General features: G+C 58.5%; 1 protein-coding gene, 2 tRNA genes, 3 rRNA genes and 2 pseudogenes (1 of these 8 cut by a window edge). All 8 read right to left on the bottom strand.

Going from position 1 to position 13,240, the window contains the following annotated elements:
• Window positions 1-58: 58 nt before the first annotated feature.
• Window positions 59-2,154, bottom strand: a pseudogene (gene recD / locus PCOSP_RS03370) (exodeoxyribonuclease V subunit alpha).
• Window positions 2,151-5,840 carry an exodeoxyribonuclease V subunit beta gene (recB, locus tag PCOSP_RS03365; RefSeq protein WP_464710307.1) on the bottom strand — a complete coding sequence of 1,230 codons (3,690 nt, stop codon included), beginning with the start codon at window positions 5,838-5,840 and terminating at the stop codon, window positions 2,151-2,153. The pseudogene recD and the gene recB overlap by 4 nt, the downstream one beginning before the upstream one ends.
• Before the next feature lie 2 nt (window positions 5,841-5,842).
• Window positions 5,843-9,288, bottom strand: a pseudogene (gene recC / locus PCOSP_RS03360) (exodeoxyribonuclease V subunit gamma).
• Window positions 9,289-9,443: 155 nt separating this feature from the next.
• Window positions 9,444-9,559: ribosomal RNA gene (rrf, locus tag PCOSP_RS03355) — 5S ribosomal RNA — on the bottom strand.
• A 159-nt stretch (window positions 9,560-9,718) separates the two neighbouring features.
• Window positions 9,719-12,610 (bottom strand): 23S ribosomal RNA (locus PCOSP_RS03350).
• Between the two features lie 252 nt (window positions 12,611-12,862).
• Window positions 12,863-12,938: transfer RNA gene (locus PCOSP_RS03345), tRNA-Ala, on the bottom strand.
• A gap of 26 nt (window positions 12,939-12,964) precedes the next feature.
• Window positions 12,965-13,041, bottom strand: a tRNA-Ile gene (locus tag PCOSP_RS03340).
• A 65-nt stretch (window positions 13,042-13,106) separates the two neighbouring features.
• Window positions 13,107-13,240, bottom strand: a 16S ribosomal RNA gene (locus PCOSP_RS03335) (it continues 1,402 nt past the right edge of the window).
• Together the 16S, 23S and 5S rRNA genes with 2 tRNA genes alongside form the textbook arrangement of a ribosomal RNA operon.

The raw sequence follows: 13,240 nt of genomic DNA, 5'->3' as shown, positions 1-13,240 counted from the left end.
GGCGATTTCCGACAAAAAATCGACGTCATTAAATCCATTGTCATGAACGTCTGTTCATTCAGCTCCGAGACTCCAGATCCAGCATCAGCCCGCTCAGGCGCTTGACCCTACGCCGAACCGCTTCCTCGAATATCCCTGGCCGTGGCTCGATCAGGCTGAACCACTGCTTGGCCCGGGTAATGGCTGTGTACACCAGCTCCTTGGTCAATACGGGGTTCAACGCATCCGGAAGAATCAGCGCCGTATGGGTGAATTCCGAGCCCTGGGATTTATGCACGGTCATGGCATACACCGTTTCCACATCATTCAAGCGGCTGGGCAGGACGAAGCGCACACCGCCCTGTCCGTCGTTGCGAGGGAACGCCACACGCAGGACCTGCTTGCCCGCGTCCGGTCCATCATGCTCGGGCAATTTGAGGGCAATCCCGATGTCGCCGTTCATCAACCCCAGACCATAGTCGTTGCGGGTCATCAAGACCGGACGGCCCTCGTACCACTGATGATCGCTGTCGATAAGACGGGCCTTGAGCAGCGCAGTAGTCACTCTCTGGTTCAACCCTTCCACACCCCACGGGCCTCTACGCACGGCACAGAGCAGTTGGAAAGCGTCGAATGCAGAAAGGACCTCCCGAGCCCAATCGACCCAGCAGGCATCCGCCAGTGGACGGGTAGCTGCCGGACGTCGTTGCCGCAGCAGGCTCAGGTAATGCCGATAACCCTGGGGACCTTCTGCCTGGCCTTCAAGCAGCAAGTGCTCCAGCGCTCCGTCATGCTCACCTTTCAAGGCCAGGGAAAACAGATCGGCATGTTGCTTGCCCACCAGCAACTGACGCGCCTTTTCGGGCTGCTGTTGGTTGACCCATCGAGCCAGTTGGCCGATACCGCTGCCCTCGCCGAAACGGCGGGAGTGCCGGAGCATGACGACCTGCTGTGCCAACGGATGAGTGCCATCGATGTCTTGCTGCAGGTCACTGGCCGCCAGGTCTTCGCCGCTGACCGATTCAAGCCAGGCCCGGGTTCTGGCGTCGTACCAGCCCTCCTCGGCATCCCGACACAAATCCGCCAGCACCGCTCCGGCCTCCACCGAGGCCAACTGATCCTTGTCCCCGAGCAGCACCAACCGCGCATGGGGCGGCAACGCATCCAGTAGATTGGCCATCATCTCCAGATCGATCATGGACGCCTCATCGATCACCAGTACGTCCAGTGGCAACCGATTCCCCCCATGGTGCCGAAAATGCCGGGTTCCCGGCCGGCTGCCCAACAAACGATGGACAGTGGTGACGTCACAAGGAATCCGCTCGCGCACGGCATCGGGGACGTCCAGGGTCCGGACCTGTTGGCTGATGGATTCGGTCAGGCGCGCCGCCGCCTTGCCGGTAGGTGCTGCCAGGCGAATCCGCAGCGGCTTTCCGGCCTCGACGGCGGGAGCCTGAAGCAGCGCCAGCAAACGCACGACGGTGGTGGTCTTGCCGGTGCCAGGACCGCCGGTCACGATGCTGAAGGCGCCCCGGGTCGCCAGGGCACAGGCCAGTTTCTGCCAGTCGATCGGACCTGCGGCAGCGGCCGGCCCGAACAGCCCGTTCAGGCGCTCGCCCAGATCGACGGGGGCGGCTTCCTGTTCGGCCAGCCGTTGACGCAACGCCTCATCGATCTGCCGCTCATAGGTCCAGTATCGCCGCAGATAAAGACGTTTACCGGACAGCACCAACGGGCATTGCAGCGCCTGCTCGCGCTCATCGGCAGCCAAGGCCACCAGACGGCTGGACGCCAGGGTCTTGCACCAATGAGCTCCCTCCAGGGTCCGCAGTATTTGCGATGGCAACAGCATCGCACCCGTTTGCGGATCACCCTCGGGGGAAGCGACAAGGCAAAATCCGGCTCCTTGAGCGTTTCGAACAGGTCCAGGCAGACATGTCCATGGCCCAGCTGATGACTGGCAAGCGCCGCGGCGAGCAACACCAATGGATCGTCGTCGGGCGCCAGCTCATGAAGGAATGCAACAAAGGCTTTGTCCAGGGCGCGCAACCAACCGCGCTCGACCCAGCGCGTCAACAACAGCAGCAGATCATTTGCACGGTCCAAAGGCGCCAGTTCGACCAGGCTTTCGTCGTCCGACGATTTGGGCAGCAGATCGACAAACGTCCGACTCATAGCAATTCTCCCTGCACCCATGCTGGCTCAGTCTTGGGCTCGGGCGCCCCTTGGAAAAGGCGATCCAGTTGTTCGATCAGTGCTCGCGCCGGCTTGGTGAAATAGACCCCTTGACTGGCCGCACGGGTGCCACGGAGAAACAGGTACAGCGCACCGCCGACATGTCGGTCGTAGTCATAGTCGGGCAGGCGCGCCTTGAGCTGACGATGCAGCGCCAACAGGTACAGCACATATTGCAGATCGTAGCGATTGTCGAGGATCGATTGCTCCATGGCTTGAGGGGTATAAGCCGCGTCATCGCTCCCCAGCCAATTGGATTTGTAGTCCGCCACGTAATATCGCCCTTCATGCTCGAACGTGAGGTCGATGAATCCCTTGAACATGCCGTTGAGCAGCACAGGTTCCGCGGCGACGCGGGCCACACCGCCATGGGTGAATCGGCAAACCAGCTCATCAAGCTTGAGCACATCGACCTTATGGCTGGCGAACCAGAACTCCATCTCGACCTGGAACCGGGTCAAACGCTCAAGCACCACCGGCGGCTGATCATTGCCGATCCGCATAGGCGTTGCCATCAAGTGCTGCAGCCAATCGCTGAGCGTCGTGATCCAGCCTTTCCAGCCTCGACGATTGCAACGTCGGGCAATGGCGTCCTCGATGGCCGTTGGCGCGACGGCAAACCCTTCGCCGGCGACCCACTCAAGGAGGCCGTGGAGGAAAGTGCCGGGATTGGGGCCGCGGGGGAAGCGATGAATGTCCCCCCCGATGGCGACAACTTCCCTGGGCGCATCCGGATCAAGCCGCTCATCGTCGAACAGTTTCTGGGCCTGGGGATCTTCCGGCGCCGTGTCGCTACCCGCACTCAGGGTCTCGCCGATGCGCAAGGCGCTATACGAGGCAATCCACCAGTTTTCACTGGCTTTGCGTACCGGCCTCAAGGGGGCGAGCAGCACGGCTTCGTTGCGCGGGGGACGGTAGCGTTCGTCGGTGGCCTGGGGCATCTCCTGGCAACTCACCGCAGCACTGCCTTGTTGCAGGTCTTCCAACCAGCGCCGCAATTGCACCGAATCGGACAGCGGCGCACCGCCACCCAATAGATACCCCAGCGCAGACAGATGCAGGATCGAGCTGCTGTTATTCCCCCGCTTGAGATCGGCAACCCCCAACCAGCAGGCATGTTGGGCGCGGGTAAGCGCCACGTAGAGCAGGCGCAGGTCCTCGGCCAGACGTTCGTCGTCAGCTTTGGCTATCAGTTCGGCTGATGGCTTCAGGCTGATTTGTGCCCTGCCGGCCTCATCGTGGTAATGCAAGGGCAACCGGCTGCCATCTACTGGCTTCGTCGAGCAGATGAACGGCAGGAACACCAACGGATACTCCAGCCCCTTGGACTTGTGGATCGTCACCACCTTGACCAACTGCTCATCGCTTTCCAGGCGCAGGATCTGCTCCTCTCCGGCCTGACCGGACAAGGCCAGGTGCTCCGACAGATGCCGGATCAGAGCCTGTTCACCGTCCAGCTCACCGGCTGCCTGTTGCAGAAGCTCGCTGAGGTGCAGCAGGTTGGTCAGCACCCGCTCACCCTCATTGCGCGCCATCAAGGCCTGGGGCAGTTCGAAATCATGCAGCAGGCGCCGCAACATGGGCAGCACCCCCTGGGTGCGCCAGACCGTACGGTAGCCACGGAACTGCATGACCCGCGCTTCCCAGGCCAGCTCATCCCGGTTGAGTCGCTCCAGCTCCGTGAGCGGCAGGTTCAACGTGATGCTCGCCAGCGCAGCCCGCAATGGCCGCTCGACATCCGGCTCGGCACAGGCCCTGAGCCAGATCAGCAGGTCGCGCGCTTCCTGCGAGGCAAACACCGAATCCTTATCGGACAGATAGACACTGCGTACGCCCCGGGCAGACAACTCATCCCGCACCGCCTGCGCCTCTTTACCGTCCCGCACCAGGATCGCGATATCCGCTGGCAACAGCCCGCGCAGTGCCTTTCCATCCTCGATGAAGCCGTCGTGCCCCGCCTGGCCGCCATTGAGAAGCGCCGTGATCTCACTGGCGCAGGCAGCCGCCATTTGCTGCCGATAGACCGCACCAGAGAGCGGCTTGTCCGACGGCAAGTGCCAGAGGTTCATCGCTGCAAGGGGCTGCCCCGCGACCTGCAAGGACTCCTTGCGGCCCTGGGCATCAACGGGCAGGAACGGCACCGGGTTCCGGTCCGGTGCTTCGCGAAACAGGAACGCACCGCGTCCGTTCGGACGGGATTCGGCGTTCTGGAAAATATGGTTTACCGCGCCCACCATGGCGTGGCTGGAACGGAAGTTGGTGCCCAGGGTATGGAGCCTGCCTGCGGTCGCCTCACGGGCACGCAGGTAGGTATGGATATCGGCGCCACGAAAGGCATAGATGGCCTGTTTCGGGTCACCGATCAGGAACAGCCCCGTCTCAGGGTTATTGTCTTCAATGCGGTAGATGCTTTCGAAGATCCGGTATTGAACCGGATCGGTATCCTGGAACTCATCGATCAACGCGACCGGAAACTGCTCGCGTATCAGGCTCGCCAGACGCTCTCCACCCTCGGCCAGCAGGGCTGCGTCCAGCCTCAGCAGCATGTCGTCGAAGCCCATCTCCGCGCGTCGGCGCTTCTCTGCCTCAAAGCGCGCCCCCACCCACTGGGCGGCATGCTGCAACACCGCTGCATCCGGGGTGGGCAACGCCTCCAGGCTGGCCTTGAGACTGGCCATGGCCTCCAGCCCGGGATGTCTGGGCACTTCGCCTTTCCAGGCCTCTGCCATGCCTTCGGGGGTCAGCCGCGTAAACCCGGTACCGATATCCAGGAGTTCGAGGCTCTCGTCATCCACCCAGGCGAAGATTTTCTGAAACCACGGTTCGAAATAGCGAGCCTGCATCTTGCGCCCGTCGACGCTCTTGTTGGCTACGCCTTGCTGGCAGATCTCCAGCAGCTCCGCCGCCCATTGCCGCCAGGGCGCCTTGAGGTCGAGCAAGGCGGCGCTGCGCTCCTGAAGCGATGCCAGGATGAGCTCGGCAGGCTCAAGCCCCTCACCGTTGTCACGCTCGCTGGAAAACAGCCCCCTTACCCGCGGCAGCAGGGCAGCAGGCCCTCCCCAATGGGTGCGCACCCAGTTCAGCGCTTCACCTTGCATCGAGTAGCAGAACAGCCGCCAATAATCGCGCAGCACTTCGCCGAGTAATTCGCTGTGATCGGTTTCCAGGGTTTGGGTGAACAGGCTCCCGCTGTCGAAGGCGTGTTCACGCAACATCCGCTGGCACCAGCTATGAATGGTCGAAACCGCTGCTTCATCCATCCATTGCGCGGCGATGTCCAGCCGATTGGCGCAACCGGGCCACTGCGTTTCGTCGAACTCGTCACGCAACTGGGCAATCAGTGAATCGGGGGGCGGAATCTCATCCCGAAAGAAACGCGCGGCTTCGGCCAGGCGCGTGCGGATACGTTCGCGCAACTCTTTGGTGGCGGCGTCCGTAAAAGTCACGACCAGGATTTGTGGAGGAAGCAGTTCACGACCGAACCCGGTCGCCGAGCCGCCATGGCCCAATACCAGTCGCAGGTACAGCGCTGAAATGGTGAAGGTCTTGCCAGTGCCCGCACTGGCTTCGATCAATTGGCTGCCGCGCAGGGGAAACGCCAAAGCCAGAGGTGTCTGCCGACTCATGATTACGCCTCCTCGCCGATTGCGGAACGCCATGGAGCCTCGAACAGCGGCCGATAAAGCGCATCGCACCAGTCAGGAAATGTCTCGTCTGCCGTCAGGGCATCGAAGTCGGCAAACTGCCGGGCCAGGGCCGGACTCTCCCGTCGCTCGCCTTCAGAGGTCAGCCCATCGCCTTCGTAGGCTTTTCGGGCCGCCGCCTCGGCTTTATCCGGATCCGTCTGGCCAAGCCAGGCGAAGGCGGTTTTCACCGCAATCGGAAGCGGCTGGCGCATGCCCGACTGCCAAGCCTGCAACAGGTCACCGAGCAGTCTTCGCGCCACAGGTTCTTCAAAAGGTGCCAACAGCAAGCTGTCATCACTGGCCACCAATGCGGTGGTCATCGACAGTCCGCTGGCGCACGCCACGAGGTGGTTGACCCAGGGACGTATCAGGCGGTGCCACTTCCGGGTCCTGACGGAGCCGATGCTGTTGGGTATGGCAGTGATAGCAAGGACCGCCCCGTCGGAACGCTGGTGCAGGCCGCTGAGCCATCCTTCGACACTGACGCCATGCAATTGGAGACTGACAGGCACTGCGCTGGTCAACGGAGTGGGCCATAACGCCAGAAGTTGCTGATAACGCTGGAGCAGATCCGGCAGAGGCTCGATCAGTTCGCGTTGCATGCACTCACCGAAACCCGCCATCGGTAACAGGCCGCTGTTCTGCAGACGCTTGGCATGGGCCTCCAGGGCAAGATCCGGCTGGTCCAGGCGCACCAAGGCGGCTTCCAGCAAGCTGTCGCTCAGACTGTAGCGTTGAAGGGCATCGAGCACGAAGGGCTCGTCATCGGCCAGCGGGGCTTCGATGGCTTCGAAGAACACCTTGAGTCGCTGGCTGAAAAAATGGCGGACGGGGTTGCGCAGGAAGTCCTGCAATTGCCCAAGGCTCAGGGGCTCTTCCTGAACATAGGGATCCAGCACCTGGACACCGCTCCCATGGTCGTGGTTGTCGTGAAGCATCCGCCACTCGCTGGCATAGCTGAACAGTTCATTACCCTGAAGGAAATAACGAGCGCTGAACGGTTGCAGGGGATGCTCCTGGGTCAGCGCCTCGAGAAGGTCCTTGCTGTCGTCGACCAGTCGCCATCCACTGGACAGATGATCCCGCAACTGACCGATCAATACCGATGCGGGTCGCTCGCTGTTATCGCGGATACTGCGTCCTACCCAGCTGATGTAGAGTTTTTCCCGGGCCGACAGCAGCGCCTCCAATAGCAGATAACGATCGTCCTCACGCCGGGAGCGATCACCGGGCCGATAGTCACTGCCCATGAGATCGAAGTCCAACGGCGGCTGAGCTCTCGGATAATCGCCGTCGTTCATTCCCAGCAAGCACACCAGATTGAAGGGAATTGCACGCATCGGCATCAAGGTGCAGAAGTTGACCGCGCCGGCGAGAAAGCGTTGGGACAGCCGACCTTGATCCAGACCTGCCAGCCAAGCCTCCCGTACCACCGTCAGCGGCAACTCATCCTGCAGCCCCACCGACTCGCAGGTTTCCAGCCAGGTTTCGCGTAGGTCTTCGAGCTGGGCCAGCAGATAGTCGTCATGCTCACTGCTCGCCTGGAAAAACAATTGCATCAAGTCACGCAGACGCGATCCCCACACCTGTGGAGATGCGGACTCGGTGAGCGACTGATGGGCGACGTCCAGCGCATCCAGTAATGCGGCCAGGGGCCCGATCAACGCTGCGTCAAGGCCACCGATTTCGTCATAGGGTTCAATGCCTTCATAGGCGTCCGAACTGCCGACGGCATACCCCAACAGCATCCGCCGTAAACCAAACCGCCAGCTGTTCTGCTCAAGCTCGGCGGGCAGACCGAGCCCGGCGCGGTGTTCGGCGTTCATGCCCCAACGAATACCGGCACCCTCGATCCAACGGTGCAGTGTTGGCAAGTCGACCTCATCAAGGCCGAATCGCTTGCGCAGGGCCGGGACATCCAACAAGTCGAGGATTTCGCTGACGGGAAAGCGGCTATCGGGCAGCTTCAGCAAATGCTCGACGGCAATCAGCAATGGATCGCGTCCACGCTGTCCCTGGTCGGTGAGGGTGAAGGGAATGAAGCGCGGATCCGTCCTGTCGAGCTGACCGAACACGGCACGGATATGCGGAGCATAACTGTCGATGTCCGGAACCATGACGATGATGTCCCGAGGACGTAGCGTCGAGTCCGCGCTGAAATGGGCCAATAACTGGTCATGCAGAATTTCGACTTCACGCTGGGCGCTGTGGGCGACGTGGAAACGGATCGATCCGTCTCGCTCCGTATCGACGGCAGGCCAGCGTTCCCGGGTTTCAGCCAGGGGGCGCAGCTCAAGGATGTCATCCTGCAACTGGCTGAGCAGGGTCGTGGGATTGCCGTCACTGAACAGGTCGATTCGGCCGTCGCGAAACACCGAGCGATAGCGATTGGGGTCGTCATAGCTGTCGAGCAGGTTGATATAGTCGCGCCCCTGCTTGCCCCATGCCGCGAGTAACGGATGAGCATGTTGATGCAGGGACTGCGGATCGAGGATAGCGGGCATACCGGCCTTGCGTGCCTGACGTTTGTACTGATGGCGCAGCAGGTCCTTGTCGGCCACGATGTCCGCCCAATGATGACGACAAGGGTTATGGACACACAGTAGAACCTGGCTGAACCGCGACAGACCGGCCAGCGCCTCCAGGGCCTGGGCCGGTAGCGAGGAAATACCAAACACTATCACCCGTGCAGGAAGTCCTTTCGGAGCGGCTTCCAGGCTGTTGATACGTTCAATGTACCGTTGATGGACGCCCGCACGGCTTTGAGCCATGCCCTCTTCTCCCACATCCACCAGCAAGGCTCGCCACAGTTCGGCTTGCCAGCAATTAGCGGGCGCAAGCGCCTTGATTTCGCCTCGGACATTTCTCGTCTGGTGCCGGCCCTCTGCCCAGTCTTCGAGCCAGTCGGCCCGGTACACCTGATACTGGTCGAACAGATCGGCAAGACGTTCGGATAACTGATAGCGCTTGCGCAGATCAGTGTCGTGGGTGAGGAACCGACGCAGGGGCTCGAAATGAGGCTGCTCGATCAACTGTGGCAAAAGGCGCATCAGTCGCCAGGTGAGGGGGCTTTATCCAGCAGGGACTTGGCCGGAATCTCATCGCGTCCCAAAACCGTTCGATAGAGCTGCCACATGAAGCTGCCGGGCAGTTGTACATCAATGGCTGCCGCAATGCCGCAGCCGCCGGTATCGTCGTCTTCCGGATCCTCTGCCAGTGCCAGCTTGAGCCATTGGGCAATACCGTTGCTCTGCACCAGTGCAATTTCATTCTCAAGCGGAGCCAGCGGATAACGTCGCATCAAGCTGATTACCAGGCTGCGCAGCTCATCAAGGCGATTGCCATGAATCACCATGAAGGCTGGGCTGAGGGACGTTGCGTCCGGCATAAAGGCATCCTTGAAAATGCAAAAAGCTAGGGCCGAACCTTAGCACTGTCGGGGGGTTGTAGCAGCCGGGAACGGTCCGCGCTTGTCGTAAGAACTTTCCTGCGGGCAAAACAAAACCCCTACCTGCGTCAGCAGATAGGGGTTTCGGAATTTAATCTTGACGATGACCTACTCTCACATGGGGAAACCCCACACTACCATCGGCGATGCATCGTTTCACTTCTGAGTTCGGGATGGGATCAGGTGGTTCCAACGCTCTATGGTCGTCAAGAAATTCGGTAGCCAGCGCGTGCCTTGCGGTCACGTTCCAGCGAATGGGTATGCGATAGTTTGTGTGTTGCTGCTGAGTCAGTCCGAACTTTCGGTTCGTTTCGTCTTCACACACCGCAATCTGGTGCCCTTTCAGGTCAACAAATTGCTTGGGTGTTATATGGTCAAGCCTCACGGGCAATTAGTACAGGTTAGCTCAACGCCTCACAGCGCTTACACACCCTGCCTATCAACGTCGTAGTCTTCGACGGCCCTTCAGGGAGCTCAAGGCTCCAGTGAGATCTCATCTTGAGGCAAGTTTCCCGCTTAGATGCTTTCAGCGGTTATCTTTTCCGAACATAGCTACCCGGCAATGCCACTGGCGTGACAACCGGAACACCAGAGGTTCGTCCACTCCGGTCCTCTCGTACTAGGAGCAGCCCCTCTCAAATCTCAAACGTCCACGGCAGATAGGGACCGAACTGTCTCACGACGTTCTAAACCCAGCTCGCGTACCACTTTAAATGGCGAACAGCCATACCCTTGGGACCGGCTTCAGCCCCAGGATGTGATGAGCCGACATCGAGGTGCCAAACACCGCCGTCGATATGAACTCTTGGGCGGTATCAGCCTGTTATCCCCGGAGTACCTTTTATCCGTTGAGCGATGGCCCTTCCATACAGAACCACCGGATCACTAAGACCTACTTTCGTACCTGCTCGACGTGTCTGTCTCGCAGTCAAGCGCGCTTTTGCCTTTATACTCTACGACCGATTTCCGACCGGTCTGAGCGCACCTTCGTACTCCTCCGTTACTCTTTAGGAGGAGACCGCCCCAGTCAAACTACCCACCATACACTGTCCTCGATCCGGATAACGGACCTGAGTTAGAACCTCAAAGTTGCCAGGGTGGTATTTCAAGGATGGCTCCACGCAGACTGGCGTCCACGCTTCAAAGCCTCCCACCTATCCTACACAAGCAAATTCAAAGTCCAGTGCAAAGCTATAGTAAAGGTTCACGGGGTCTTTCCGTCTAGCCGCGGATACACTGCATCTTCACAGCGATTTCAATTTCACTGAGTCTCGGGTGGAGACAGCGCCGCCATCGTTACGCCATTCGTGCAGGTCGGAACTTACCCGACAAGGAATTTCGCTACCTTAGGACCGTTATAGTTACGGCCGCCGTTTACCGGGGCTTCGATCAAGAGCTTCGCGTTAGCTAACCCCATCAATTAACCTTCCGGCACCGGGCAGGCGTCACACCCTATACGTCCACTTTCGTGTTTGCAGAGTGCTGTGTTTTTAATAAACAGTCGCAGCGGCCTGGTATCTTCGACCGGCGTGGGCTTACGCAGCAAGTGCTTCACCCTCACCGGCGCACCTTCTCCCGAAGTTACGGTGCCATTTTGCCTAGTTCCTTCACCCGAGTTCTCTCAAGCGCCTTGGTATTCTCTACCCAACCACCTGTGTCGGTTTGGGGTACGGTTCCTGGTTATCTGAAGCTTAGAAGCTTTTCTTGGAAGCATGGCATCAACCACTTCGTCACCCAAAGGGTAACTCGTCATCAGCTCTCGGCCTTAAGATCCCGGATTTACCTAAGATCTCAGCCTACCACCTTAAACTTGGACAACCAACGCCAAGCTGGCCTAGCCTTCTCCGTCCCTCCATCGCAATAACCAGAAGTACAGGAATATTAACCTGTTTTCCATCGACTACGCTTTTCAGCCTCGCCTTAGGGACCGACTAACCCTGCGTCGATTAACGTTGCGCAGGAAACCTTGGTCTTTCGGCGTGGGTGTTTTTCACACCCATTGTCGTTACTCATGTCAGCATTCGCACTTCTGATACCTCCAGCAAGCTTCTCAACTCACCTTCACAGGCTTACAGAACGCTCCTCTACCGCATCACTTACGTGATACCCGTAGCTTCGGTGTATGGTTTGAGCCCCGTTACATCTTCCGCGCAGGCCGACTCGACTAGTGAGCTATTACGCTTTCTTTAAAGGGTGGCTGCTTCTAAGCCAACCTCCTAGCTGTCTAAGCCTTCCCACATCGTTTCCCACTTAACCATAACTTTGGGACCTTAGCTGACGGTCTGGGTTGTTTCCCTTTTCACGACGGACGTTAGCACCCGCCGTGTGTCTCCCATGCTCGGCACTTGTAGGTATTCGGAGTTTGCATCGGTTTGGTAAGTCGGGATGACCCCCTAGCCGAAACAGTGCTCTACCCCCTACAGTGATACATGAGGCGCTACCTAAATAGCTTTCGAGGAGAACCAGCTATCTCCGAGCTTGATTAGCCTTTCACTCCGATCCACAGGTCATCCGCTAACTTTTCAACGGTAGTCGGTTCGGTCCTCCAGTCAGTGTTACCTAACCTTCAACCTGCCCATGGATAGATCGCCCGGTTTCGGGTCTATTCCCAGCGACTAGACGCCCTATTAAGACTCGCTTTCGCTACGCCTCCCCTATTCGGTTAAGCTCGCCACTGAAAATAAGTCGCTGACCCATTATACAAAAGGTACGCAGTCACAGAACAAAGTCTGCTCCCACTGCTTGTACGCATACGGTTTCAGGATCTATTTCACTCCCCTCTCCGGGGTTCTTTTCGCCTTTCCCTCACGGTACTAGTTCACTATCGGTCAGTCAGTAGTATTTAGCCTTGGAGGATGGTCCCCCCATATTCAGACAAAGTTTCTCGTGCTCCGTCCTACTCGATTTCACTTCTAAGATCCTTTCGCGTACAGGGCTATCACCCACTATGGCCGCACTTTCCAGAGCGTTCCGCTAAAATCAAAGAAGCTTAAGGGCTAGTCCCCGTTCGCTCGCCACTACTAAGGGAATCTCGGTTGATTTCTTTTCCTCAGGGTACTTAGATGTTTCAGTTCCCCTGGTTCGCCTCTTGCACCTATGTATTCAGTGCAAGATAACCATCTTGTGATGGCTGGGTTCCCCCATTCAGACATCTCCGGATCAAAGTCTGTTTGCCGACTCCCCGAAGCTTTTCGCAGGCTACCACGTCTTTCATCGCCTCTGACTGCCAAGGCATCCACCGTATGCGCTTCTTCACTTGACCATATAACCCCAAGCAATCTGGTTATACTGTGAAGACGACATTCGCCGAAAATTCGATCTTGCTCATGCGAGCAACTCACAAATTTTACCTTAGCCTGAACAACACCAGTGAAAGTGCCATTCAGTCTATCTTTCTATCACATACCCAAATTTTTAAAGAACGATCTAATCAAAAGACTAGAAATCAACATTCATCATCGTCTTGATGGAATGCTCATTTCTAAGCTTTAAACGAGGGTCACCAATCGGTAAATGGTGGAGCCAAGCGGGATCGAACCGCTGACCTCCTGCGTGCAAGGCAGGCGCTCTCCCAGCTGAGCTATGGCCCCGTATCGCTACAGGGTGCACCAGTAATTGGTGGGTCTGGGCAGATTCGAACTGCCGACCTCACCCTTATCAGGGGTGCGCTCTAACCAACTGAGCTACAGACCCAATCGTCTTCTTCAATGAATCAAGCAATTCGTGTGGGAGCTCATGGAGCAGCTGCCGTCGTCGATTAAGGAGGTGATCCAGCCGCAGGTTCCCCTACGGCTACCTTGTTACGACTTCACCCCAGTCATGAATCACACCGTGGTAACCGTCCCCCGAAGGTTAGACTAGCTACTTCTGGTGCAACCCACTCCCATGGTGT

This window comes from Pseudomonas sp. MAFF 730105 (genome assembly GCF_055380705.1).
The sequence above is the reverse complement of the archived record's forward strand: the minus strand, read 5'-3'. Positions and strand labels throughout refer to the sequence as shown.

Coding starts and splice junctions, on each gene's coding strand:
- recB (WP_464710307.1), bottom strand. CDS start 5,840: ATGAGTCGGCAGACACCTCTGGCTTTGGCGTTTCCCCTGCGCGGCAGC.